At 45.1% G+C, this 26,803-nt stretch carries 24 protein-coding genes and 2 pseudogenes; 4 read left to right on the top strand and 22 right to left on the bottom strand.

The window, feature by feature from the left end; all coding sequences use genetic code 11:
• The 3 genes from G358_RS0109415 to G358_RS34265 form a co-directional block, all read right to left on the bottom strand.
• A partial coding sequence (locus G358_RS0109415; RefSeq protein WP_205621521.1) for an RHS repeat domain-containing protein occupies positions 1-488 on the bottom strand: 488 nt, incomplete at its 3' end.
• A gap of 85 nt (positions 489-573) precedes the next feature.
• On the bottom strand, positions 574-1,029 hold the full coding sequence (locus tag G358_RS0109410; protein ID WP_019636962.1) for a hypothetical protein: 456 nt from the start codon (positions 1,027-1,029) through the stop codon (positions 574-576).
• 17 nt (positions 1,030-1,046) lie between these two features.
• Positions 1,047-1,907 carry an HYD1 signature containing ADP-ribosyltransferase family protein gene (locus G358_RS34265; RefSeq protein ID WP_276203561.1) on the bottom strand — a complete coding sequence of 287 codons (861 nt, stop codon included), beginning with the start codon at positions 1,905-1,907 and terminating at the stop codon, positions 1,047-1,049.
• Here G358_RS34265 and G358_RS33910 point away from each other — a divergent pair.
• A pseudogene (locus G358_RS33910) lies at positions 1,894-2,059 on the top strand (IS3 family transposase); the annotation flags it as partial. The gene G358_RS34265 and the pseudogene G358_RS33910 sit on opposite strands and share 14 nt — an antisense overlap.
• Before the next feature lie 111 nt (positions 2,060-2,170).
• On the opposite strand, the gene G358_RS0109400 reads toward G358_RS33910, so the two are convergent.
• The 10 genes and pseudogenes from G358_RS0109400 to G358_RS0109360 form a co-directional block, all read right to left on the bottom strand.
• Positions 2,171-2,413, bottom strand: coding sequence for a hypothetical protein (locus G358_RS0109400; RefSeq protein ID WP_019636961.1), 243 nt, complete (start codon positions 2,411-2,413; stop codon positions 2,171-2,173).
• A gap of 1 nt (position 2,414) precedes the next feature.
• The gene (locus G358_RS31250) at positions 2,415-5,129 is read right to left on the bottom strand and encodes an RHS repeat-associated core domain-containing protein (RefSeq protein ID WP_051107662.1); all 2,715 of its coding nucleotides are present in this window, start codon (positions 5,127-5,129) and stop codon (positions 2,415-2,417) included.
• A gap of 433 nt (positions 5,130-5,562) precedes the next feature.
• On the bottom strand, positions 5,563-5,943 hold the full coding sequence (locus G358_RS0109390) for a hypothetical protein (RefSeq protein ID WP_019636960.1): 381 nt from the start codon (positions 5,941-5,943) through the stop codon (positions 5,563-5,565).
• 15 nt (positions 5,944-5,958) lie between these two features.
• Positions 5,959-6,276 carry a hypothetical protein gene (locus tag G358_RS32255; protein WP_084662737.1) on the bottom strand — a complete coding sequence of 106 codons (318 nt, stop codon included), beginning with the start codon at positions 6,274-6,276 and terminating at the stop codon, positions 5,959-5,961.
• Positions 6,222-6,725, bottom strand: a complete 504-nt coding sequence (locus tag G358_RS34260) for an RHS repeat domain-containing protein (RefSeq protein ID WP_051107661.1) — start codon at positions 6,723-6,725, stop codon at positions 6,222-6,224. The genes G358_RS32255 and G358_RS34260 overlap by 55 nt, the downstream gene beginning before the upstream one ends.
• 297 nt (positions 6,726-7,022) lie before the next feature.
• Positions 7,023-7,520: an SMI1/KNR4 family protein gene (locus G358_RS0109380; RefSeq protein ID WP_019636959.1), complete on the bottom strand. Its 498-nt coding sequence runs from the start codon at positions 7,518-7,520 to the stop codon at positions 7,023-7,025.
• Between the two features lie 5 nt (positions 7,521-7,525).
• A pseudogene (locus tag G358_RS32250) lies at positions 7,526-7,894 on the bottom strand (sugar-binding protein); the annotation flags it as partial.
• Positions 7,895-8,363: 469 nt separating this feature from the next.
• Complete coding sequence (locus G358_RS0109370) at positions 8,364-8,639, bottom strand: hypothetical protein (protein ID WP_157274308.1); 276 nt, start codon at positions 8,637-8,639, stop codon at positions 8,364-8,366.
• Positions 8,640-8,966: 327 nt separating this feature from the next.
• Positions 8,967-9,353, bottom strand: coding sequence for a hypothetical protein (locus G358_RS31625; protein ID WP_019636956.1), 387 nt, complete (start codon positions 9,351-9,353; stop codon positions 8,967-8,969).
• Between the two features lie 356 nt (positions 9,354-9,709).
• The gene (locus tag G358_RS0109360) at positions 9,710-10,174 is read right to left on the bottom strand and encodes an ArpU family phage packaging/lysis transcriptional regulator (RefSeq protein WP_019636955.1); all 465 of its coding nucleotides are present in this window, start codon (positions 10,172-10,174) and stop codon (positions 9,710-9,712) included.
• A 339-nt stretch (positions 10,175-10,513) separates the two neighbouring features.
• Between G358_RS0109360 and G358_RS0109355 the strand changes: the two genes are divergently transcribed.
• The 3 genes from G358_RS0109355 (at position 10,514) to G358_RS0109345 (ending at position 11,911) form a co-directional block, all read left to right on the top strand.
• On the top strand, positions 10,514-10,864 hold the full coding sequence (locus G358_RS0109355) for a helix-turn-helix domain-containing protein (RefSeq protein ID WP_019636954.1): 351 nt from the start codon (positions 10,514-10,516) through the stop codon (positions 10,862-10,864).
• Positions 10,865-10,981: 117 nt separating this feature from the next.
• Complete coding sequence (locus G358_RS0109350) at positions 10,982-11,578, top strand: ImmA/IrrE family metallo-endopeptidase (RefSeq protein WP_019636953.1); 597 nt, start codon at positions 10,982-10,984, stop codon at positions 11,576-11,578.
• A gap of 6 nt (positions 11,579-11,584) precedes the next feature.
• A complete protein-coding gene (locus G358_RS0109345) occupies positions 11,585-11,911 on the top strand; it encodes a hypothetical protein (protein WP_019636952.1) in 327 nt (108 codons plus the stop codon).
• Between the two features lie 350 nt (positions 11,912-12,261).
• Here the strand turns inward: G358_RS0109345 and G358_RS0109335 are convergent, their stop codons facing one another.
• From G358_RS0109335 to G358_RS0109290, 9 genes are all read right to left on the bottom strand, one after another.
• Entirely contained in the window at positions 12,262-13,170 is a 909-nt protein-coding gene (locus G358_RS0109335; protein WP_033403906.1) for a carbohydrate ABC transporter permease, read from the bottom strand.
• A gap of 24 nt (positions 13,171-13,194) precedes the next feature.
• Positions 13,195-14,166, bottom strand: a complete 972-nt coding sequence (locus G358_RS0109330) for an ABC transporter permease (protein ID WP_019636949.1) — start codon at positions 14,164-14,166, stop codon at positions 13,195-13,197.
• Positions 14,167-14,264: 98 nt separating this feature from the next.
• On the bottom strand, positions 14,265-15,950 hold the full coding sequence (locus G358_RS0109325; RefSeq protein ID WP_019636948.1) for an extracellular solute-binding protein: 1,686 nt from the start codon (positions 15,948-15,950) through the stop codon (positions 14,265-14,267).
• A 276-nt stretch (positions 15,951-16,226) separates the two neighbouring features.
• Positions 16,227-17,741, bottom strand: coding sequence for a glycoside hydrolase family 43 protein (locus G358_RS0109320; RefSeq protein ID WP_019636947.1), 1,515 nt, complete (start codon positions 17,739-17,741; stop codon positions 16,227-16,229).
• A 19-nt stretch (positions 17,742-17,760) separates the two neighbouring features.
• Entirely contained in the window at positions 17,761-18,081 is a 321-nt protein-coding gene (locus G358_RS0109315) for an alpha-L-arabinofuranosidase C-terminal domain-containing protein (RefSeq protein ID WP_019636946.1), read from the bottom strand.
• Positions 18,082-18,328: 247 nt separating this feature from the next.
• Positions 18,329-20,053: a sensor histidine kinase gene (locus G358_RS0109310; RefSeq protein ID WP_019636945.1), complete on the bottom strand. Its 1,725-nt coding sequence runs from the start codon at positions 20,051-20,053 to the stop codon at positions 18,329-18,331.
• Between the two features lie 14 nt (positions 20,054-20,067).
• Positions 20,068-21,627 (bottom strand): response regulator transcription factor, encoded by a 1,560-nt coding sequence (locus G358_RS0109305; RefSeq protein WP_019636944.1) that lies wholly within the window; start codon positions 21,625-21,627, stop codon positions 20,068-20,070.
• A gap of 367 nt (positions 21,628-21,994) precedes the next feature.
• Positions 21,995-23,770, bottom strand: coding sequence for a dihydroxyacetone kinase subunit DhaK (dhaK, locus tag G358_RS32245; protein WP_019636943.1), 1,776 nt, complete (start codon positions 23,768-23,770; stop codon positions 21,995-21,997).
• A gap of 248 nt (positions 23,771-24,018) precedes the next feature.
• The gene (locus G358_RS0109290; protein ID WP_019636941.1) at positions 24,019-26,709 is read right to left on the bottom strand and encodes a family 78 glycoside hydrolase catalytic domain; all 2,691 of its coding nucleotides are present in this window, start codon (positions 26,707-26,709) and stop codon (positions 24,019-24,021) included.
• Positions 26,710-26,803: the final 94 nt, after the last annotated feature.

The following is a 26,803-nucleotide window of genomic DNA, read 5'->3' as shown; positions in this document are numbered from 1 at the left end:
ATTGTATTTCCATCCCACACATAACAGTGTACTACACCGTCAAAGTGCTTCTCAATTCGTCGTCCCAGGCTGTCATACGTGAAAATAACTTCCTTGCCGTCGGGGCGGACGACCTTGCTCATCATACCGTTGCCATAGTAGGCGTAACGCCAGCGGGTGCCGTCGGGATCGAGCTTCTCGATCAGGTTGCCTTCCTCGTCATAGCTATATTTCGTGCCCTCAAACTCCAGCAGACGCCCGCCGGGGCCGTATTTCCGATCGGTTCGGTGACCGGTGCTGTACAGGTTGCCGACGTCGTCGGACATGCGGAAGATTTTTCCGTATTGATCAGTTGCTCCGATCAGGGTGCCAAAGTCGTCATGGTTGAACAACGTCCGCTTCCCTGTCAACCCATTCGTGATCAACTTCAAGCGGTTGTTGACATCCCACTCGTATCTGATTTTGCGATGTTCTCGTCCGCCGGTCTTACTAATTAATTGTTTAACCATAAAACCTATAGAAGTAAAAAAAACCTTGATAGGCTAAAAGCCAATCAAGGTCTCATCAATGTTAATTTTTGAAGTCGTAGTGGCTTTAATTAATATTTATATCAGATATCCTTAGCCACATATTTATTTCATCGTAACCTAGGACTCTTCCCTTTACCCATTGGCCATAATTTAAATCACATTCACCACTATAAATACCAATCAAATCTTCTACTTTTAAAACCCATCCATGAGGATAATAATAGGCTACTTCAAAGCATACTACTTTTCCAATAGGGTATTTCATTTTTTGATTTCCCCACAATTTCCTTTTTTTCAGTGTGGCTTTATTCCAATTCTCCTCAAATTCATGTTTTGTAATTAATTTTATTGTTCCATCCATTTCATTTTCATCTATAGGTCCTTCAGCCAAACAATCTTCCAAACAAGAAACATGTACAGTTTTATCGCTATCAAAAATGATTTGTCTCAATGCATAACCATCGCTTCCTACTTCTATCCAGTACTCTTCTTCTTCATATTCAATCAATAAATATTTCATATGCTTATATCACCTTTCTACTTCCCGCCAACTTTCCCTGATCTAACTATTCTTCCTATTAAATCCAATGCTGTTTCATTCGGTATTACAAAAACACCATCTCGACCTTTTATCACTTCCAAACCACTCACATCTATTTCTACGTAGTGGGTATATTTATACTTATTGGGTACATTAATAAATTGTTTTGCTAGTTGTGCGGGAGTTTTTGTTTCCGGTGCTATGTCAGATAAATACTGACCATCACCATACCTGACATCTTTAGGGTTATTTGCTTTTAAAGATGGATTTAATTGATTTGAATCAAATATCCCATTTGCTCCCTTCTCATTTGTATAATGATATAAGGATTGTTTACCCGTATCCCCACCATCACTACAACGAGTTTGTTTCGCTTCCTTCTGTCGTTTATTCTTCTTAAGCCCAAACACGTCCACCCAAATAATCGGATCATCCACATACCCATACAGACGGATGCCTCCAGCCAACCCAATCGGATCCTGCTGCGTGTACATGCCTTCATGTGGCGAGTAATAGCGTAAACGGTTGTAATACAGCCCGGTCTCCACGTCCTCATATTGGCCCGGGTAGCGAAACGGACAGGCGTTGTGATCACCCTTAAGAATAAACTTTCTCACATTCCCGTAGATGTCGAGTTCACAAGACCATACCCGTTCCCCGTGCTCATCATACATTTCCACAGGGGTACCCAGGTGGTCAGTGACGATACTGTAATGACCCTCGGACGTAATTTTCGCTGCCGGATGGAAGGTGCCGTCTTCAAAGACCCAAGTGATGAGACTTGCTGGATCGGGTTCTTGCCCTGATTTATCAGAAATGGCCTGAGAATTGCGATAAAAGAAAAGGCACAAAGGCATTACCATGAGTATGTCCCGTAACGGAACGCCCGCTGATAATGCCCCCATTGAACCGTTTCATTCCACGCTAAAGTCTAGAAACATTCTATCTCAAAGGGGTTAACGTGGTACAGACCGTTCGAGACTACACTGCTTACTATTACTCAATTTGAATTCAAATGAACCAATCGCCGGTGACTGGCTGCTTAAACTTGCTAGGTGTTTTGATCCCTGTCTCACAAACGGGGGTCAGTCCCCCTGAAGCCAATCAAGGTTTTAATGATTCAATCTTGATATTTTTTCGGCAAATAGTCTTTATTAATGTTTTTTAGCAATTTCTTTAAATCATCCTGATAAGATGCTAGTTCCTCCCTATTTTCACATCCTGTTAATTCATATAGTTGTTCTTCAGAACAATTTTCCAGCACAAACTCGATGCAATTTTCATAAACCATCAATTCGCCTTCTGATAATCGCAGTTCAAACAAAGTGACACTAGCAATTTCTTCATATTTTAAAATTTCCATTTTACCACCTCACATAATCGGAGAATATCTCTTTAAATTGTTGAAGTTCAGCTTCTGAAGGTCTTATCCATCTTCCATCTTGAATTCTCATATTGGTGTTCTTACTTGGATTTTTAAATGACGTTATTACTTGGCTTCCATCAGCTTCAACAATATGAATTCTACTATTGTCTCCTTTGATAACCCACCTGCCATCTCCTTGGACAAGAACATTAGATTGTCTAGCTTTCTGAACATCATTAATTGCCGAACCGACTGGTCTCCCCTCTTTGCTCCTTAGTACAGCATGTTCGCTTCTTTCTAGTTTACCCGTTCCCCCACCACGACATTGCTCCGTTGAATCGCTGCCCTTACTGCCACCATTCTTCTTAAGCCCGAACACATCCACCCAAATAATCGGATCATCCACATACCCATACAGTCGGATGCCTCCAGCCAACCCAATCGGATCCTGCTGTGTGTACATACCTTCATGTGGCGAGTAGTAGCGGAAACGGTTATAGTATAACCCGGTCTCTACGTCCTCATATTGGCCCGGGTAGCGGAACGGACAGGCGTTGTGATCACCCTTAAGAATAAACTTTCTTACGTTCCCGTAGATGTCCAGCTCACAAGACCATACCTGCTCCCCGTGCTCATCATACATTTTCACAGGAGTACCCAGGTGGTCAGTGACGATACTGTAATGACCCTCGGACGTAATTTTCGCTGCCGGATGGAAGGTGCCGTCTTCAAAGACCCAAGTGATGAGACTTGCTGGGTCGGATTCTTGCCCTGATTTTCCAAAAATGGCCTGAGACTGTCCAATCTCAGAGTCGCCGTCCCCCAGTTCCTTACTCTCCCCAGCAAACCCGCTCTCGGCTTCCCACTCATGCAGGATTGTATTCCCATCCCATACATAACAGTGTACTACACCGTCAAAGTGCTTCTCAATGCGTCTTCCCAAGCTGTCATACGTGAAAATAACTTCCTTGCCATCGGGGCGGACGACCTTGCTCATCATGCCGTTGCCGTAATAGGCGTAACGCCAGCGGGTGCCGTCGGGATCGAGCTTCTCGATCAGGTTGCCTTCCTCGTCATAGCTGTATTTCGTGCCCTCAAACTCCAGCAGACGCCCGCCGAGGCCATACTTCCGGTCGGTTCGGTGCCCCGTGCTGTACAGGTTGCCGACGTCGTCGGACATGCGGAAGATTTTTCCGTATTGATCAGTTGCTCCGATCAGGGTGCCAAAATCGTCATGGTTGAACAACGTCCGCTTCCCTGTCAACCCATTCGTGATCAACTTCAAGCGGTTGTTGACATCCCACTCGTACTTGATTTTGTGATGTTCTCGTCCGCCGGTCTTCACGCTGTGTTGTTCAGGGCGACCTGCTACGTCATACTGCCACTGGCTAATGACGCCTCCCGGCAGCAAACGCTCAATTTCCTGGCCCAGCGCGTTGTACTTCATTTGCGCGGACCAAAGTGTGCCCGCGCCGTCCTCTGGGCTCGAAGCCGGGGATGATCCACCAAAATCACCCTTGGTTTGCTGGGTTTGCTGACCCTGCCTCTTGCCCTTCCGCTCCGCTTGCATTTGGGTAACTTGCCCGAGCAGATCCCGCTCAAAGGTCAAGTGCTCACCCAAGCTGCTGCTCACCTGAGTTCGGTTGCTGTTCTCGTCGTACTGGCTGGCAACCCAATAGCCATCCAGCCATTCTTTGGTGACGCGCCCAGCGGAGTCGTACTCCAGTTTAACTGTTGTAAACGGATTGAAGCTCTCCAGTAAATCGCCCACCCGGTTATAGTGATACGATTCTACCAGCCCATCGCTGTAAGCGGAATGAATGACGCGGCCCATCTCATCATATTCGAACGTGGTCCATCTGCCGCCGGGGCGTTCAACCTTGCGTAGCAAGCCGCTTGGGCTGCGTTCATACTGCTTGACCATGCCATCGAACCCGGTCTCCCGAATGATGCTGCCGTTCGCATCCCGTTCCAGCACATAGCGTTCGCCGTGCTCGTTGATGACTGCCGTCAGTTCCGTCTCGTGATTGTACACCAGCTCGACGCGCTTGCCCTTTTGCTCCCGCCAGGTCATTTCTCCCAGCGGAGTGTAGCCGAAGGCTACGCGATGCTGCTTGTCTTCCGCAAAAATAACATCGACGAAATGCTGCTTCGCCCCGAGCGGGTTGACCGCTTCCAGACATTCCCCCCGGTGATTGTAGCTCCATTTCCCGCTGCTGCCGTCCGGCAGCGTTTCCACCAGATTGTCCTGATCATCGTAGGCAAGCGTCGTCACCGCGCCCTGCGGATTGCGCACCTCGCAGACCCGGTGCGATTCATCGTATACCAGCATCGTCATCGATTGATCCGCCCCGACAATCCGGCTCACCCGCCCCTGTTCATCATACTGCCAGGTTTGACTTGCGCCTTCTGGATTGGTAGCCTGCAGCAATCGCTCATGCTCGTCATATGTGTACTGCCATATCCCGCCGTCCGGTTGGGTTTCTTGGACAAGCAGCCCAACCTCGTCATATTCGTACCAGGTCATCCGGCCTTCCTCGTCGGTTTCGCTCAGCAAATCCGCCGCGTCGCTATAGCTGTACTGCCATTCTCCGCCGAGCGGGTCAACAATCCGGGTGCAAAGATAGTCCGGCGTATACTCATACCTTGTCATATGCCCCTGGCTGTTCGCCACCTCATTGTAACCGTCCAGATAAGCGATTCGCCCTTCCAATAACCCGTCATCGCCCCATGTATGAACGCACCGCGCGCCCGTAGTCGGGCCGTCGTAACGCCAATGGAAGCTGTAGCCGTTGCGTCGGTCATCTTCACCATCAAGTGCTGATCATAATGGAAAAGAGTCGTTTGACCAAGCGCATCCGTCACGGCGCTGAGATCACCGGCTTCGTTGTAGCGATATTGAACCAGAACCTCACGATTCTCGCTATAATTAAAGCGCTACTCCATGGTGGTACAACCATCATGAGTTATGAATTTCAGAGAAAATATCGTTAATGTTGTCCCTTTCAAAAATTCTGTATTTCTTTTTTTGTTCATTTGCCTAATGTATTAGTTAAATTCCTTCTTAATCACTAGAGCTTTGTCATATCTAATTATTTATTAAGAAAAACCCTAAGAATAACTCTTAGGGCTTTGTCTTTATAGATTTACTTTATTTCATTTAATAACTCTTTAAATGCCTCATCATACATGTCTTGGCTTAAATTATAAACCTCAACAACCTTTTTTACAGCTACGTATATTTTATTTATAAACTCTACTTGTTGTTCTGAAAATTTAAGTTGAGAAAATTCATCCCAATTCAAAGAAGTCTCTACTTGAAGAATACCACCTTTAAGGTCTAAAATATTCACTTCATCAGCGTCAGTTAAGTCAGTATCAAAAAATAATTGTAATGTGTCAATCCCTCCTGTATCACATTCACTTCTTTCAATGAAGCTATTAAGTTTATCTTCTAGAGAATATAATAACCTAAACTTCTTAGAAACCATCCTAATTGATGTTTGAGGTCTTGATGAAATTTTCATATTTTATAACTCCTTTTAATGGTAACCTTTATTATAAGGTGGTTTATTTCCAAATACTTTTTCATAACTTCTAATATACCGTGTTTCTAAAGCCTTTGCTTGACGCTTACTTAATCCACCCTTTAACAATGTTGTTTCTACTTCAATACCTAGTTTAGAAAATCTTCTTGCATGTTGTTGTCCTCGCTTTTTAAAACCTTGTGTAGTTTCACCAAATCTGATTATCTCACCTGTTCTTCTTTCCCTGACAACATATAAATCAGTTGGTTTTGGAGAATCTAATGAATTTCCATGTATCTTTTTACCCGTACCATTAGGTATCTTACCCCGCAACCACTACTAAGCCCAAACACGTCCACCCAAATATACGGATCATCCACATAGCCATACAGACGCATGCCCCCAGCCAACCCGATCGGATCCTGCTGCGTGTACATACCTTCATTTGGCGAGTAGTAGCGGAAACGGTTGTAATACAGCCCGGTCTCCACGTCCTCATATTGGCCCGGGTAGCGGAACGGACAGGCGTTGTGATCACCCTTAAGAATAAACTTTCTCACATTCCCGTAGATGTCGAGTTCACAAGACCATACCCGTTCCCCGTGCTCATCATACATTTCCACAGGAGTACCCAGATGGTCGGTGACGATACTGTAATGACCCTCTGACGTAATTTTCGCTGCCAGATGGAAGGTGCCGTCTTCAAAGACCCAAGTGATGAGACTTGCTGGGTCGGGTTCTTGCCCTGATTTTCCAAAAGTGGCCTGAGACTCCCCAAACACAGAGTCGCCATCCCCCAGATCCTTACTTTCCCAGTCAATCCGCTCTCGGCTTCCCACTCATGCAGGATTGTATTTCCATCCCACACATAACAGTGTACTACACCGTCAAAATGCTTCCCAATCCGCCTTCCCAGACTGTCATACGTGAAAATAACTTCCTTGCCGTCGGGACGGACGACCTTGCTCATCATTACTTCAGTTTGGCGACATTTGCTTATCTGGCACGCTACACAAAAAAAGAAACCTTGAAGGCAAATTGCCAACCAAGGTTCCATTATTTATATTAATTGATTTTTGCTATTCAATTTCATCATATGCATCACCTAAAGAAATAAAATCACTTCTTAGCCAATACCAGTATTGACCCTTATTTTTTATAAGTCGCTCAAGTAAATCAGTAAACGAAGTGGCTATTATTTGAGATTCACCTGCAAGTCCATGGCGATCAAAAAAACTATCATAGCATCTACCGAGCCTATCTTCGCTAAGGTCAATTGTTAGGTATTCATCTTTTCCGTCATTACAAATGATATACCAGTTAGATGAAATATCTTCTTCGCATAATTCTCCTACAATTATTGGATTTGCCAAGACCAACTTATCAGGCGACACAACATAGATAGGATACTCCTCATTCTCAAATAAGACTAAGCCCCCACAAAGTCTATAAAACTCGTTTAAATCACTAGGTAAAATATGCCTTGCTTCATTAATAACGGGTAATCCAGTAGGTTCAAAGATACGACAATGCGGTATAGTTTTTATTTGTGTGAGTATCTGTTTTATCTTTTCCATTTACTTCACTCCCGATAATTATATTTATTAAAGGCATTATAATATTCTTGTCTAGCTGATTTAGGAACTTTCGCTGCATCAAACATTTTTTCAGCAAGTTTTTGTATCTCCCTAGGTGTAACTGCTTTCCAATCGATTTTCCCTCCAACTTTTTTACCCGTTTTTTGATATAGCCATTGTCTATAAACAGCTTTTGTAGCATCATGTAGTTCTTTAGTTAAGGCTACAGTTGGAGTATTAGCTCCCCTACTTACATAGTTTGGAACATTATGCTTAGCCCATACATCCATGACACCATGGTGATTTTCTAAAGGCGAATTACTTGGTCTATAAGGGACTACATCATTTGGTTTAACCGTTTTATCTAAACCCTTAGTTATTCTATCTCCACAACCGCCACTAAGCCCAAACGCATCCACCCAAATAATCGGGTCATTCACATACCCATACAACGTCGGATTATTCCCAGACAATCCAAGCGGTTGTGATCGCCCTTAAGAATAAACTTTCCCAGGTGGTCAGTAATGACCTTCGGCTGTAAATCATGACTGCTGGGCAGGTTTATATTTAAGTACTTTCAACTATCTCTGCAGCACTTAGTTCTTCTTCTGAATCTTCCGCATTATCGCCCAAAATGAAAATTATTAAATTCATCTGATGGAGTCCAGGAGATATAATTAGTTATTCGCTAAAAGCAATTGCAAACAAATAATGTGCTATAGGAATAATTTTTACTACTTCGGAGTAACAGGATGTGATCCCGCTGTACCCAGCACCTGTTGTCTTGGATTGTACTGCATGATGACATGTTCGTTCTTCTCTCCTTAATACCAAGAACAGTCGTTAAATATTTAAACTTATCTTATACGAGGATAACGCCGCTTCAACATCCTCAATAAGAGGATCATTTTCCGACATATATATCTTTTTCTCTAAAAAAAAGTTATCGCACGATTTATAAATTTGTTTAGCCAGTAATTTTTCATTCAACTCAGAAACTATTTTGTCATCCACTTTAATACATATTTCTGACCCCTTTTTTTTCATAAAAAATATCGCAAATGAAGAATCAGCACAAACAAGTTTATATTGTTTAATCTTCTTGTCTTTCAAAAACACTCTTAAACCATCTAACAAATCGACGATTGTTGGGAATATCATCATTGACTGATCTGGAACTCTATTACACGATGAGATCGTAATATTGTCTGATGTAATTATCATATGTCCTAAGTCAAATCCAGAAACCATTGTAGATGTATGTTTTATAGAAAATGCAATGTCAAATATCGTCTCCCCCTCCTCTCACTGGAAATAATGTTATAACTCTATTCGCCTGAATCAACAATTATCCGTACCCTGAGTTGTTAATCTACACTTGTAAAACAGTAAGATTTGAATAGATCATTCACCCGTTATTCTATATTGACAAAGGCCATAATGTAACTATTTACTCAACGGGTCGACAATAAAGTCATATTCATCAATACTTTTATTAAAATTAAAGTTCGGTAATTCCTCAATTCGTTGAAAATCAAGAATATAACCGAAATCAGCCTCTAATCCCTTTTTTAGGATCACAGTAAACAAACCACTAGATATTTTCAAAGGAAACGGTTCGGTTTTAAAGATCCTCCAATCCATAGGTACACTTGTTGAAGAATCATACTCTTTTTTTATAACAATTGTGTAATCTAAGTTAGGAATGGGGTAAATAGGAACTATTACTCCTTGCTTAATAGCATCCTCTCCCACCACTTCATATTGATTGAAATAGCTTATTAGATCAGTATTAATAATTTTTTTCTCTTGAATGAAACTAGAAAGTGTCATTGGATCAAAAACAACGATCCCTGGAAATTCGAGCGTTATTTTCTACTTATTTTCCACCGCATATTCTCCTGTCGTTATTCTTTATTTCTTATCCTGTTCTATAAACTTATTTAATTGTTCAATAAGTTCTTCAGATATTTCCTTAATTTCCCAGAGGGACATTTTTTCTGCAATAATAAATCGAAAGATAGGAGCGGCAAGGAAAGCATAAGGATAGGAATGGATAGTTTGTTATAGTTTTTATAATCCAAAATATCGCCTCTCTTTTATTTCAACAAGCATAAAGAGTATTTTGCATTATTTTACAGCTTAAGACTATAATTCTTCTCACAAAAATAAAAAATCCGGAGCCGATTTCATTTCCTATGCTCACGAACTACTTCCAGCTTCATCGCAATGGCAAGCAGCTTGAGTGCAGTGGATTTAATGCGCCGATACGTCCGGTCGCTAATGCCCATTTCGCCGCAGCTGATAAAGTCATATTCGCGCTCATCATCCAGGTAGCTGCGTTCAATTACCTCCCGTTGGATGCTGGTCAGCCCGTTCATCGCCTGATCCAACAGTTCCGACTTCCGCTGCAGCTCCGCTTCTTTATCGATGTTGCGAATCGCAACCCGCTCGGTCGGCTTATGGATGACCTGAGTTGCTCCGTGATATCTCGGAGAATAACCATGCGTTACATTCGCTAACTCACGGATATAGCCAATTTGCCGATACTGTCTCACTTCTTCGAGAAATCGGATTACCGCCGCTCGAGTCGCTGCCTCATCCACCGGCAAAGTATGAAAAACCGTAAAAGAATTGATATGTCTTCTTCCCATTTCATATCCCTCCATGAACAATAATTAAAAACAAATCAACATTGCCAATACGGCAATCAACCTCTTGGAATAGACAAGAAAATTTGCAAAACCGCCACTTTCCTTTTCATAATCACTGATGAAAATGTTGATTTACTACTGTGAACAAGGTAAAATAAAAGTATCAAGCCGCCAAAAGCCGTTTTTTGTTACCGTTTTGGTAATATAATTTGCATTATATATTACCTATTTGGTAATGTCAACATCTTACATTTCGTAATTATTATCACCCTGCCATACCAGTATGGTAATTGTGATGTGTTATATAGCTTATAAGTAAAGTCAAAAGAGGGAGTGTCTATGCATACACTAGGCGATCGGATCAAGTATCTTCGAGAACTGAAAAACATAACCCAAAAAGACCTCGCTTCCAGAGCAGGCTTAACGACTGTTCAATTGTCGAGATATGAGACAAATGATCGGAAGCCGGATCCCGATTCGCTAAGAAGAATTGTCGACGCGCTGGATACGAACGGAGATTACTTGCTGGGACGCACGTCCGATTCTTCGCCGACAGAGGAAATGCAGGCGAACATGTCTTTTTACGGCGGACCCGAAGCTTATACGGCGGACGAAATCGCCATGATGGAAGCGGCGCTGAAGGCTTACCGGGAACAAAAAAAGAAGCTGCTGGACAACCGATCCCATTAGTGAATATAATGAAGGCAGCACAGCGCCACTTTGGCTGCATAGTTTTAGGTCCTGAAGTTAAGGACCTTTATTTACACCCTCTGACCGAACACACATTCCCATAAGAGGTGATTTTATATGTTATTTTCCTATTATCAAGAGACAAGTCTGGAGCAATGGATTAACTCTAAATATCAAAACTGTGGCCTGCTTGATGTAGAGCAGCACGATATTGAGCGGATTGCCGAGGTTTTTGACATAGAACTGGTATACGCGGCGTGCCCATCCTTCTCGGATAACGAGGAACGGGTTATTTTCTTGAATAAGCATACCGATGATGTTATGGCCCGGGTCATCTTTTTTCATGAACTGTGCCATGTCCTAAGACATGCGGGAGACCAGCGCAGTATGCCCAGTCTGTTCAAGCATGCCCAGGAAGCAGAAGCTGATCAATTCGTACTGTACGCCGCTGTTCCTTTCTACATGTTTGTTAAGCTGCCCATACCGGATAGGCGGAACGAAGCCATACCCTATATCGCGGATACGTTCCGTATTCCGCTTGATCTGGCCGAGCAGCGGCTCGATCAAATTCAGCGCCGCGTTCTGCAAGGCAGTCTGATTGCCGCCGCTCAAGAGGCTGAAAGAAGGCAGTCGGAGCCTGAGGTGCAATGGTCGCTGGAAACGCAGCGGATTCTTTCCCAGTTGGAGAAGCAGCTATCATCGGACAAGGAGTGAAGCACTTTGCGAATTCGGGTCTATTGCGATTTTTATGACGAAGCCTTCCGGCCTCTTCAGCTTGTGATCAAGTGTAATCCGGGTGAGCTGGTTTGGTCCGAGACACTATACATATCTTTGCCCGCTCCCCTCGAGCCCTTGGAGGCCGAGGATTACGGCGATGAACAGGGCGTATCGGTTTTATTGGAGGATTTGGTGAGCCAGACGGACAAGGACAACTGCCTTGGAGTTCTCCTTCCGCAAATTTATGCCCGCCATGGCGAAGAATTTGAACTGCTTGTTGTCCAAATGGACGACGTAGAGGAGGTTTTACAGCTGGACAGGTATTACTGAATAGAAATAGGTGCTCTTGAGAAGAGTAGGTGCTGTTGAATAGCAAAAAGCTCCGGTTTCCCGGAGCTAGACTGCTCGCCTGAAAGCCCTGATACTATAACTGCTGGTTTCGTAAACGTAAAATCCTATGTTCCCTTATTTGGTATAATAACTTTCGACAGGACCCAGGTACTTTATCCACAATTTTGTGAACCCCGGGGTATGCCTCTTCTTCCGCGTAGAACATTGCGCGGTTATCACTGACGGAAGTATCCGCAGCGCTTCTTCCCAATACAAATCTCATTCCTTCTCCCCCCAAAGCTCTTTTTTCCCGCTGAGTCTTCCAGCTCTAATCTTTACTTTCAGGCTGTTCAGCCCTTTACGCCCCCGACGGTCATCCCTTGAACAATAAATTTCTGCAAGAACGGGTACACCACCAGAATCGGAACACTGGCGATAATCGTCATGGTTGCCCGGATAGACGTAGGAGTAACTATGGTGATGTTTCCGCTTTGCGCGTAAACATCACCTGCCGACTGAGTGGACGATGTGGTGGAAGTTTGCAGAATCTTCATCAGCTCGTACTGCAGGGTGCTCAGTTTCAGATTGGAGGAATTGTACAGGAATACATCAAACCAGGAGTTCCATTGCGCGACCGCTACGAATAGAGAGACAGTAGCCAAAGCCGGAATCGTGAGCGGCAGCACGATGCGGACAAAGGTCGTGAATTCCCCGGCGCCATCGATACGAGCCGACTCCAGAATCCCTTCAGGAAGTCCCTCGATAAAGGATCGTATGACGATCATGTTGAACACACCGATAACGCCGGGAATAATATAAACCCAAAAGGAATTGATCAAATCCAGATTTCTGATCAGCAAATAAACAGGAATCAGTCCGCCGCTAAAATACATCGTAAATACGAAGAACATGGTAACGAACTTGCGCAGCACGTAATCCTGGCGGCCAATGGTGTAGGCCAGCATAGCCGTGCATAGAACGGAAATCACTGTCCCAATGATGGTTCGCAGCGCTGATATCGCTGTGGAATGGTAAATAGAAGCTTCTCCAAAAATATACCTGTAGTTTTCCAGGGTCCACACTCGCGGCCAGATGTAAATGCCACCCCGGATGGCATCGTTTGCATCATTAAATGAAACGGCAATCATGTTAATGAACGGGTATAAGGTGACAATCATCAAACAAATCATCATGATGATGTTGCAAATATCAAACATTTTATCACTCCGACTGGAATAGCCTAAGCGGGTCGTTTTCATTTTTCCCACGATGGAAGTCCTCCTTTAGAATAATCTGCTTTCGCCCATTTTCTTAGCTATGAAGTTGGCGGAGAAAAGGAATATGAAACTAACCACGGTCTTAAACATCCCTGCTGCCGTCCCCAGCGAATAGTTGCCCATAGCCATCCCATACTTCAGCACAAATATATCCAGATTTTCGGAATAGTCCACGTTCATGCCATTTCCCAGCAGATATTGCGGCTCGAATCCCGATTCCAGAATGTTACCCATGCTCATGATAAGCAAAATGATGAAAACCGGCTTCAGTCCCGGGAGAGTAATATGGCGGATACGCTGAAAGCGGTTAGCACCGTCGATTTCAGCAGCCTCATATTGGCTCGGGTCAATCGTGGTAATGGCCGCCAAATAAATGATCGTATTCCAACCGACATCCTTCCACACTTCGGTAAGACCGAGGATGCCCCAGAAATACTCCCCTTTGGCCAGCCAAAGCACCGGTTGATCAATAATATGCAAATTCATGAGCAGCAAATTAACGATTCCATCGGGCGATAGTACGGTCAAAACGATACTTGACGCCACAACCCAGGAGATAAAGTGGGGCAAGTAGCTTACGGTTTGAACAATCCGCTTGAATAGAATATTCTTCAATTCATTCAGGAGAATAGCTAGCGAAATCGCAGTAACAAAGCCCAGCACCAGTTTGATCGAGCTCATTACAATGGTGTTCCTCAATACGCGGTAAAAGGTTTCGTCCTGAAACAGAAACTTGAAATATTTCCAGCCGACCCATTCCTGTTCAGAAAAGCTCCGTGCAGGCTTGTAATTTTGGAAAGCCATCGTCCAACCCCACAACGGGACATATTTAAATACAAAGGCCCAAAGCACGAAGGGAATGGACATGAAGACAAGGACTCGCTGTTGAAAAATCCTTTTCCAAAAAAGCGGCAGTTTTATTTGATGATCCGAAGTCGCCGTTTCTGACGAAATTACGGTCACTGTATGTTTCTCCATTAGGTTAAACTCCTCCCCTGCATCCTTAAAAAGCACAGAGGGCCAAAATTCCTTTCATATTCCAACCCTCTGTCGTCGGCCGGCCTCAATCTAAGAGCCTACCACTCTCCGGCCACCCTGTCTTTCACAGCCTGGGTAATGATATCTTCATACGTTTGCTTGTTATCCAGCGAGTTCAGCTTACCGAAATATTCGTTCCATGTAGATTCGAATGTATTCGGGGATTCCAGAATCATCTTCGGCAAATATTTCTTTTGCAGATCATCTGACCTGGTGATGAAGATTTGTTCGGGCGAGCCCTGCTCTAGACTGATCGACCAAGCGGGAGACCAAGGCCGCTCATCAGGGTTACTGTACAGCTCACTGAATGTCTTCACACCATATGCTTCAAGCAGTTTCTTGTCACCATCCGTGTATCCGAAGGTTGCCACCTCCGGTTGGTTGCCCGGACCATAGGCATTACCATCTGCCAGAACGGAATTGTTGCCATAGCGTGGCCAGGAGTAATTGAAATATGCGAACCCGAATGAATGACTCAATTCAACTTCCTCATGGTATCTCCGCTGCTCATCGTTCTGGTAGTAGAAGCGTCCGTTCTCATCCACACTGTACGTTTTGTCCTTAATGCCCCATTGAACCAATATCTGATTTTCCTCTTTTAACAGATTATCGAAGTACTTGATAATGCGAACTGGATCCTTAGCCTTAACCGAGATACCGACTCCGTAATTGTTGACAAATCCAGGCGGGTCAATATATTGATCCTTGATACTTTTGTCGAAAACGATAGGCATCGCAACATAGCGTTTCTCATCAATTCCGGCTTTCTTTAAGTTGTCGGTAGCCTCCCCAACCTGCCAGGAGTAGCTAAAATAACCCAGTACGCGTCCTGAGGTCAGCTTCGCTAAATATTGATCCCTGTTCATCGTGAAGGACTCAGGGTCAAACAAGCCTTGAGCATTTACCTCACTCAGCTTCTTAATCCATTGCTTCTGGTAATCGCTGCCGGCCACCAGCTTGGCCTCATGGGTTTCCATATCCACCATGACACTGCCATCATTAGGATAACCTGCCAAGTGCATGGCCGGGTTTTGCAAGGTAAAGAAGCTGCTCGGCTCACCAGCTAAGGTAGCGAAACCAATCGTATCCTTGCCGTCCACCTGTGGATATCTATCCTTGTACTGCTTAATTATGTCAAAATACTCATCTAGTGTGGTGATTTCCGGGTAATTGAACTCCTCCAGTACAGAACGCTGAATATAGAAGCCAGTCTGAAAATTAGGTTCCGAAAGATAGCCGATATTGGCCGTATAAGGAAAAAAGTAGATTTTCCCGTCTTTCTGTCTGAATTTATCCAAATAAGGACCGTACACACGCTTGATGTTGGGGCCATACTGCTCAATTAGATCATCCAGCTCAATAAATGCTCCTGCATCCATCAGCTTAGCCATTTGACCACTGGAATCGATAATATCCGGATAGTCGCCACTGGCAATCATGACTCCCACTTTGGTGTCACCATCACCAACAAGATATTCCATTCTCCAATCTACATTGGTTTGTTGCTGTAATTCCTTGCCAATATCTGTTTCGCTTGCCAAGATAGCCTTTTTGGGTGCGCCAAAACTGAAATAATTAAACGTTACCGGATCATTAGTCGCATCTGTCGATTCTACAGGTGATGATGAAGTGTTTTCCTTGTTATTGTTGCTGCATCCTGACAGTGCAACTGCAGCCATGATTATAGCTACTAACCCCAAAGCCAAAACTTTTTTTCCGAACATTTGACCGATTGCCCCTTTCCTATTTCCATTATGAATACGCTTTCATTATAGCAAGTGAATGAAGTAAGAAAGTTTAGTACGTAGTATGAAAAGTATAGTGATTCTAGTGCATCGTTTGATAGGCTGAAGCTAATCAACAGCTTATTTAAGAAATCATAGCAATGCACAAAAAAAGCAGTGCCCTATCCATTGGATAGGGCACTAATGTACTTAGTATAGAAGGTTATCGCTTATCCTGACTAACAGAATATCGTACCGGGTTGATGGCCGTTAAAATCATTTTTTCGAATAATGGAAATAATCGAAATCGGCATACCCACCTATTTGTTTGCTTGCATATTGATATAGGCCAATGCGATATCCCATAAAATGATCCAGAGTATACTGCATCCTCAAGGATTCGCCAATCTGCAACCAATCCCCTCCATCGGCGGAATAATAAAAGCTTGCCAGATCCACGCTTTCCTCGAATTGGAAAGCAATTTTTAAATAAACCACACTTCCGTTAAACCAAATCGTTTCCAGTTCCTTTTCCTCGCCATTTCCCCTATTAACACTCATGGTAATAAATCGATCTCCGTTGTCCGCCACTTTAACGCCAACTGTGCCGAAATGATTTTGAAGGGCAACCAAGCCAGCATGGTCACCAGGTTTCATGTGTGTCGTGTCAAGCATGGTCTCTCCTGTACAAGCTGCTCCTTCCGTGCGCTGCGTTAACGTATTACGCGCCCGAACCACACTGTCGGCTATGCTTCCGGTCCTTAACCTTAGGAACCCCGGCCGCTCTGTCACTGACCAGAGTCGGTTGTCCGGATTATGGTTCCACTGCCAATTCAAAGCGAGCCTATTGTCTTTGTATGTAAATTCGTCGCTGATGACAAGCGGTTTTTTCGATGAATACGGTAGATCGACCTCAATTTTTTTAGGTACCTTGCCATTGATTCCAAAGACGGGCCACCCGTCTTCCCAGGTCACAGGTACCAAGCAAGGGATTCTGCCAACAGCGTCGTGATCCTGGAACAACATCGCAAACCATTCGTTTGCTGGCGTATTGAAAATGCCTCCTTGGGCAACTCCTTTGTTGTGGTAGTCCATATCGTCATCTAATACAATCTTGCGTTCATATGGACCGAGCAGCTCTCGGGAACGATAGCATATTTGCCTGCGTCGCCCGTTTCCGACACCGGCCAACGGCCATTCGATAAACAGTAAATAATAATATTCGTTAATTTTATAGGCATGACATCCTTCGCATCGCAGCCCAATTCCCTCGCGCTCCGTTTCGAATAAGAGTTGGTTGATTCCTCCCGGTTTAATCGCCGATGCATCAGATGTCAATTCAGAAATGTAAATGTTTCCATTACCATAAAAGACAAACACACGATCCCCGTCAAACAATAATCCCGGATCATGCCTTAATCCTTCGATAACGCAACGCTTCCATGATCCACTCTCAATATTGTCTGTGCTGTACACATAAAAGCAAAGTGTATCGTTGCACGAAAAACAGACATAAAACCTGCCTTTATGATAGCGTAGGCTTGCGGCCCAGGATCCTTGGCCGTATATATTTTGTCCGTTTATCAGATTATGCTCGTCATTATCCTCTAGCGTATCGAATACATAACTTACGATTTCCCAATTCATCAAATCTTCCGATTTCATGATGGGGCATCCGGGCATTGAATGCATGCTGGTGCTAACCATATAGTAAGCATTACCTACTCTAATCGGATCGATGTCGGGAACGTCCGCCCACATAATCGGATTGGTAATAACCGTTTTATTCATCTTCATTCCCCCCATAAACCTAAGCCTTTGGCGTCAAAGCCAGCACTGCTACGGACATAGGCGGCAATTCCACCGTTAAAAGATTTTCTGTGAGTTGGAAGCCGTTGAACGGTTGAGGTACTACCGTATCCGGTACATCAAATGTATTGTGGGCATCAATTGTATCCCCCGTTAGCACCGTTCCTGCCACATCAAAGCTGCGTCCCTCTGATCCACGCAAATCAATTGGCATCACCGATTTCGCGATGCATCGTCCCAAATGCTCGGAAAAATGCCCGGAAATATTACGATTAATCTTACCTTTACGTAAATCAGTATTAAGTATTGCGCGGTTAACCATAAGAATAGCCGCCTCTCATTTATTAATGTATATATTAATTAATTAATATACTCATTAAGATTATATGCATATCTCCTATTGTTCGTCAACCAGTTAATATGCTAAAAAACCTCCCTATTATCTGTACTGGAATGAACTTAAAGTTAGGTTTAGTTTCCTTTAATTCGACTACTTAATTAATGATTTCATTAATCATTGTAGTTCACTTTGTTAATATTCCCATTAATAAAACATTGCTCTTTTAATTTTACTCTATGAGTAAAGGCAGCGTAATTTCAATGCGCGCGCCTTCCCCTTCCATGCTATGAATGGTGAAGGTAAAGCAATCTTGGTAATAAAGCTTCAGGCGATAGATTGTGTTTTTTATTCCGACCTGATCTCCCATAACACCCTCCTGAGCTAGATATTGGCGAATTTCTTCCATTCTAGGTGGAGAGATACCCATTCCATTATCCTCCAATGAAAACTTCAGTTCATTTCCCCCCACATGGATACAGATACGAATAATCCCCTTATCTGGATTGGATTCGATTCCGTGAATGCTCGCGTTCTCCACGAAGGGCAAAAATACCATATACGGAATTTTGCATCCTAACGCCTTTTCATCCACCTGAATGTCGTACTCAAACTCATCGTCGAAACGGTATTTCTGAATCTCCAGAAAGCAATGAATAACCTCCAATTCCTCGCCTACTGTAATCCAGTCACGGCTCCAGGAGATAGATTTACGAAACATTTGGGCCATATTACGAACAATTTTTGCCGTCTCTACTTCATCTTTGAGCAAACTTCTCATACGTATCGATTCTAGAGTGTTAAAAAGGAAATGGGGATTGATCTGGCTGCGCAAGGCATGTAGCTGGGCCTGCTGCTGCTTCAACTCCAGATCTTTCTTCTGGATATCCGCTTTGTAAACATCAGTAATCAAATTATTGATTCTCTCCGTCATCCGATTGAACTCGTTGGTGAGCTGCCCGATTTCGTCTCGCTCCTCCCCGAGCGGAATCGTCTGGAAGTTTTGGTTCTTCACCTTCTTCATATGAACGAGAAGCCTCACCAGACGGACATGAAGAGACCGGGACATGGCCGCTATGATAATCGATGGAACCACGAAATTAATACATGTCAGTATAACGACGAAGGAGCGTGAGTTTCGAACTTCATTCAAAACGATCTCATTATTTAATACGCCTTGCAAAGTCCAACCTTCCAAATAATTGATTCCAGTATAGGAGGTTTTGAATTCCATAGATTTATGTGAAAATGGGATATCTTGGAACGATACTATCTGCGCTTCCCAATCGACTTCTGAATCATTACTGAATCGAATTCGGCCAGGAGGATCGACGAGATACACCTTACCGTCAAAGCCGTTATTATAGAAGTGGTGGCTAATTGTATCCATGTCGAGATCGATCTTGAGAATCTGATTGAAACCGTTGGTATAGTAGTTGTCTAACCTCTGAATTACACTGAAAGACTGGTCCGAGTAGATGAAAGTGGGATAAGGGGCAGAAAAAGACTTAAACTGAATATACCAATCGGAGCTTTTCACCTCTTCGGTCAGAGGTTCAATATAGCCGGACAGGATCGTAGGATTGTCCGTATACACCCTATACGACATTGAATTTAGCCCATTTTTATCGGAATTGGAGAACGCTTCCTTTAGCGTAGAATTGTAAGCCTCGACATATTCGCTAGAGCTTGGAAAGCGTTGGGCAAGGATATTGTTGAATGTCCGGTCTACGTAAAATGAATAGGACAATCCCGCGGCTTGGTCAATTAACAGTTTCAGATTTCCTTTGATATTCTCCAAAGCCAGGTTGGAGTCATGGATTTTCTGGTTGCGAACATTCGTTGTGGTAACATTGTAGAAGACGACATTGGTCATCACAATGGGAATGAATACAGACAGCAAATACATAAGCAGCAATTTATCGCGCAGCTTCATATTATTCAGAAATTTTCTCATGGAGTACTCCTTGCCTATTCTTTCTTGACCAGCTTGTTCCGGTATTCTATTGGCGATAGCTTTTCCAACTTCTCAAACTGGCTCACAAAATAGTTTGCATTCCGAATCCCCACCCATGTCGCAATCTCATACATCCGCATATCCGTTTGGCGCAGTAGTCTTTTGGCTTCCTCCACCCGCAGTTTCAGGAGATATTCATTAAAATAGACACCGTAAGTCTTTCGGAACAGCTGTCCCAGATAAACAGAATTCATATAAAATTGGGCAGCAATGCTTTTAAGATTAATGTTTTCTTTGAAATGGGAATCGATATACTTCTTTATTTTCTCTATGTCGCCTTTCAATTGCTCCTTACGCAGCTTTGCTATATAATCCGCCGCTTCTGTTACAAATAGCGTAAAGCACTCCTTCAACCGATATAGACTCCAGCTGTTATACCTACCTTCAAGAAGCTTACACAACCTCTGCTGTTCTTCATCATTTCCGTGCATTTCCTTTACTACCTCCATAACCCCTGTAATGAAACGGGAAAGGGAGTTGTCAACGGCTTGCGGGGTAAATCGCTGATCACGAAAGTTCTGAAACATATGATCGATCATCTTGCCGTAGGCTTCTTTATTATTCTCCTCCACCGTCACCATTAAATGGTTGTAAATACTCTGGTTCATGTCGAAGCTATATAGAGGTTTGCCCTTTACTTGCTCGTAAAGAATGACACTTTGCCCATCCTCGGCATACTTGTGCCTAAGTACTTCGTTGGCGCTGAGATAGGACCACCGCACATGAGCCATGCTATCCGCGATGTCGCCAGCATAGATCGTTACAGTTGTGTTCAATTGTCTGGATATTTCAGTTCGGAGCACCTCAAGAGCCTGTGGAATTCCACTGCCCCAACTCCTTAGCCGCTCTGTACTCAGCAGCATCCCAAATTGACCCGGCTGTTGCTCAAGTACAGAAATATTAGCCCCTGATTCATCACAAGAACATAGAATTTTCTGAAACTCTTTCATACCGATTAAAGGTTCTCCCGGAGCAATGTGGATTTCAGCTAATGCGTATAAGAATCCGGATGCTCCATCCAGTCCCAGCACGTCGGCATACTTCACCGCATCCTCCTCCTGAAGGTTATTATGTATCAATGCCTCCAGAATAGAACCAACTGTCCCCCCCTTGTTTGTGAGCGCTGTCAAATGTTTCTGGCCTATAGTGATAGCCAGTTTCTGAAGAGTATCCGCCATTTCGTCTTCATCAATGGGTTTTAAGAGATAATCGTGAACCCCATAACGTATTGCCTGCTGGGCGTACTTGAAGTCATCATAACCACTGATAATGGCAAATACAGGATCTGCCTGCGCCGTTTCCTTCACGCTGCGAATTAGGCCAAGCCCATCCAACACCGGCATCAATATGTCCGTGATTACCAAATCCGGCTTCAGACGGTTGATCATATCCAGAGCTTCTCCACCGTTTTTTGCCTCGCCAACAACGGTAAACTTGTATTTCTCCCATTGAATCAGCTTTTGAAGTCCTTTACGAACAAAAACCTCATCATCGACTAACAACACATTGAACATGAACCTTGTCCCCTATCTATAGTCAGATTTTTGAATGGTCACTTAACTTTTTAGTATCATTATATAATTTTCAATCACGCTATCATTTAAATCGCTTACATTGTTAAGTTTCCATAGTATGAACTTTAATTTCTTTACTTTAATTCTTTTATCACAACAGAGAACTGAAGCATTGAACCTTCCCCCACCCTTGATTAAACAGCCATTGTATCGCCTGCTCCTGCCTAGAAAAAGAGGCTAGCTTGCCCTGTACAGGGATTAAGCTAGCCTCTTTATGCAAATCTCTCACATTCTCCAACGACTACTTACCGTTCGCTTCCCAGTAGTCACGGACCAAACCTTCGGTATGACAAAATCTCTCGGAACATCAGCCCTTTTTTATCGCTTTTGCCAGCTCCGTAAAAATAACCCCCAGCGCATAAGCCCCTGCATCTGGATAACCAATGCTGCGTTCGCCGACCGTACCGGCTCTTCCCATGCGGGCGACAATAGCCTCGGTTTGCTTTGCGCCCTGTACGGCAGCCTCTGCCGCATTCACCGCTGCCGTTTTCATATCTTCACCTTGTCCTGCGCTATATTCCCAGGACTCTGCATAAGGTACAAGGGCATCGATTAATGTTTTATCGCCGACAACCGCTCCTCTGCCGAATGTTCTTTCCCCGGTTTCCTGAATCCCTTTGACAACGGCGGCCATCATTCCGGCAACCTCATCTACGGAGAGCTGGTGCTTATTTTCTGCATACTTGCTGGCCGCCCGGAAGGCAGAGCCCCAAATCGGTCCCGATGCCCCGCCGCAATGCTCCATAATAATTAATGAGCAAGCGTCCAGGAAGCTGCCGATATCCGTTGTGCTCTGCGACAAAATGTCCTGCCATTCTGCCTTCAATCGCTTGAAGCCTTTAGCAATGCTCATGCCAAAATCTCCGTCTCCTGCATGCGAGTCCAATTCGCAGAAGGGAACCTCATTGTCGATGATGATTTCGCTCATCTGATCGATCAAATAGATGAGATTTTTAAGGGAAAGCTGGTTATGTTCGATTATCGCATCCGCTGGGTCCGTCTCATTCTTGTACGAAACAATTTGCTTCTCCCCATGATCGTCTTGATCATGAACAATCTCCGTAAAGACTACAGGCTCGAAAGGCTCTTGGATGACGAGCGCAGGTGTGTTGCAAGGCTCCGCCAGCCATTTTTTCAACACAGAGTCAAGCTTCATAATCGTAACCGACGCTCCCGCCATATCGATGCTCGTCATGTAATTTCCGACAAAGGCTTTGTAGATTTTTTTGTGTTTGGCCGCTAGTTCACGCGTCACCGAATGATTGAGCAAATACAGTTCCTGCAGCGGCGTGCCGCCGAACCCATTGATTAACACCGCTACCTCCTGCTCCCGGTCATCGTCCATCTGCAAATTGCTCAGCAAAGCCGTCACCATTCGCCGGGCCAATTCATCGGCTGATGCTACAGCTTCTCGCTGAATGCCGGGTTCGCCATGAATGCCGACGCCGTATTCCATTTCATGCTCTCCAAGCTGAAACGTAGGCGAGCCCTTGGCAGGAACGGTACACGAAGTAAGAGCAAAGCCGATGCTTCGAATATGGCCAATGGCATGCTCGGCTGCCTTTTTAACTTCGCCAAGCGATAAGCCTGCTTCCGCTGCGGCTCCTGCGATTTTATGGACGAGCACCGAACCCGCTACCCCTCTTTTGCCCACCGTATAGAGACTATCCTCCACGGCGATGTCGTCATCGACGATGACGTAGTCCACTTCAAGGCCGTCCTCGCTGGCGAGATAGGCTGCGTTTTTAAAATTCATTATATCTCCGCTGTAGTTTTTAATAATTAACAGCGTTCCTTTACTGCTGGCGGAATTACGGATCGCTTGATAGACCTGAATTTGGGAGGGGGAAGCAAATACGTCGCCGCATACCGCTACATCCAGCATCCCTTTTCCAACGAATCCGGCATGCGCGGGCTCGTGACCGCTTCCGCCGCCGCTAATCAGCGTTACTTTGTCCTGATCGATTACGCGCTTGGAGATGACTTTATATTTACTGTCAAATGTGAGGCTCGGATGGGCCAAAACTATGCCACTGCACATCTCCCGGACAAGGCTGTCCGTTCGGTTCATAATTTTCTTCATTATATGCCTCCTTGCTTTCCGATAATTATTCCGACTCCTGAATAAACTTATTCGGCTTATTTAAGCATACTGTACAATGAAAACGCAAACAATCAGCTTTTTCCAGAAATATCATCAAATTTTATCATTCAAATCATCGATTAGCTCCGAATTGAAACAAGGCCATAGACATTGGATATACGAAAAAAGCTCCGGTTTCCCGGAGCTCCATAGCGATATAGGACAAGGTTTGGAAAATCTCCTCCCCCTTATTTCACCTGTGCGAATTCAAACGTGTACGACCCGGAGCCAATAGTAACCCGAATTCCCTGCTCCACTGTTTCGACCTTCTCGATGCCTTCCGCTTGGTTCAACGGTTTTCCGCTTTCGGTAACCTGGCTCTCATCCGATGCCGCAGGCAGCAGAATTTCGGCCGTAGTGTTGACCGGCACTGTAACATCAAGGCGAAGCTTGCCATCATCCAGTTTATGCCATGCGCTGCGGATCATGCCGTACATACTCTCCAAGCGGCCGTCCGCCCAATGCAGGCCCTCACCCGGCTGCGGCTTAATAACAATCCGCTTGTAGGCCGGAACCGTCTCATCCAGGTCGATGCCCGCCACGACTCGGTACAGCCAATCGCCGATCGCTCCGTAAGCATAATGATTGAAGGAGTTCATATCATCGCTCCAGAAGGTACCATCCTCTTTGATGCCGTCCCAATGCTCCCAGATTGTCGTAGCGCCCTTCGTAACCTGGTATAGCCAGGAAGGATAGTCCTGCTGGAACAACAGCTTATATGCGATATCATTATAGCCGTTGTCGCTTAGTACGAAGTTCAAATACGGCGTGCCGACAAAGCCGGTCGTCAAATGATAGTCGCTCTCCTCCAGCAGCTCTATCAGCTTCCGGGTAGTACGTTCCTTCGCCGGGCCCTCTACCAGCCCGAACATTAGAGCCAGCACCTGCGCGGTCTGCGTACCTACGGCCAGCCTTCCCGACGGGGTGACGAATTCATCTTGGAACGCCTTCCGCACATTGCGATACAACTCCGCATATTTCTCAGCGTCGTCCACCTTGTTCAACACTTCCGCCGCCTTCAACACTAGGGATACCGAGTACGCATAGAATGCCGTGGCGATATAATCACGATCAGTTGCGCCAACATAGCTGTTTTCCTTTGCATCCAGCGCCAGCCAATCCCCGAAATGGAAGCCGGTATTCCACAAAAATTCGTTCTCGCCCTGGCTGCGGATATACTCCACCCAGGCTTTCATGCTGTCGTACTGCTCGGCCAAGAGACGTTTGTCTCCATAAACTAAATAGATCGTCCATGGGTTAATGACCGCTGCGTCTCCCCAAGCCGCCGAGCTGTGCTGATCTTTGAACTCCTCGCCGCCTTTCTTGCCGAGCACGTTCGGAATGACAAATGGGACGCCGCCGTTATAGAGTTGATCTGCAGCTAAATCGCGCAGCCATTTCGTAAAAAAGTCCACCGTACCGTGCAAATATGCCGCCGTACGGATGAACATCTGCGCATCCCCCGTCCAGCCGAGCCGTTCATCACGCTGCGGACAATCGGTTGGGACGTCCAGGAAATTGCCTTTGAGACCCCACTCGATGTTATGCTGCAGCTGATTTATGAGCGGGTCCGAACATTCGAAGTAACCCGTCCGCTCCATGTCGGAATGCAATACCATTCCCTTGAATTGCTCAAGCCGTACCTTGCTTTCGTCAAAACCGGTCAGCTTCACATAACGGAAGCCCTGGAATGTAAAATGGGGTTCGTAGGCTTCAACGCCCTTTCCTTTCAATGTATAACGTATCGTTTGCTTCGCTTTACGCAAATTGCCGATGTAGAAATTGCCCTCGCGGTCGAGCACCTCAGCATGCTCCAGCATAACTTCCTTCCCGGCATCGCCCTCTACCTCTAAGCGGACCCAGCCGACCATGTTCTGCCCCATATCGATGACAAGTTCGCCTTTAGGCGTCTTCATAAGTTCCACAGGCTTAAGCTCATTAACGATACGTACAGGATCGCTCTCCTGAGCAACGAGAATGTCTTTGGAGTGGGACAGAATTTCCACCGGGTGCCATCCATCCCGATCATTAAAGCCTGCTTCCGACCAGCCCGCCTGCTCCAGCCTGGCATCATAGTTTTCCCCGTGATAGATTTCCGACATCAGGATCGGGCTGCCCGCTGCCTTCCACTCGCCGTCGGATACGATCGTCAGCCGTTCTCCATTTTCCAGCTCAACATGCATTTGCAGCAGCAAAGCCAACTGGTCACCGTAAATGGAATGCAGTCCTTCCCAGGCGAGATGGCCTTTGTACCACCCTGTTCCTAAAAATGTTCCAATGACGTTCTCTCCGGTTTGCAGCAGGTTCGTAACGTCATAGGTTTGATATTGCAGCCGCTCATGGTAACTCGTCCAGCCCGGATTAAAGTAGCTGTCGCCCACTTTCCGGCCATTCAGCTTCAATTCATACAGACCCAGCGCCGTCGCATAAATCCGCGCCGATTTCACCTTGCCTTCGATCCGGAAGCTTCTGCGCAGCATCGGACACTGATCGGTTTCAAGCCCGGCAACGCCGGGAGCCTGAATCCACTCCCCCTCCCACTCCTGCGGAGACAACAGACCCATTTCCCAATAAGCCGTGTCCGACCAAGCGGTGCACTCCTCCTGCTCGTTCCAGGCCCGAACGCGGTAATAATATCGTTTGCCAGACTCGCACGTCATGCTGTCCAGTTCGATCTGGATCGATGCGTCCGACATGACTTTGCCGGAATCCCAGAGCACCTCGTCCCCCGGCTCATCTGCCGATACGACGATTTGATAAGCCAGCTGCCTTGTTCCCCGCTGATCCGATTCCAGCTTCCAGCTAATCCGTGGATGCGGTATACCCAGACCGATCGGATTGACCTTATATTCACACCTGACGTCCGTGATCTTAAACATTGCCATCCTCCTCATGGATAAGTTCGATTGCGTATATTTTTCGCCAATTTTCCCTTTGTTCAGGCATTTCTCTTTGTTCAGGGACTCCCCTTTG

The sequence above is a fragment of the Paenibacillus fonticola DSM 21315 genome (assembly GCF_000381905.1).
Lineage (GTDB): Bacteria > Bacillota > Bacilli > Paenibacillales > Paenibacillaceae > Fontibacillus > Fontibacillus fonticola.
The sequence above is the reverse complement of the archived record's forward strand: the minus strand, read 5'-3'. Positions and strand labels throughout refer to the sequence as shown.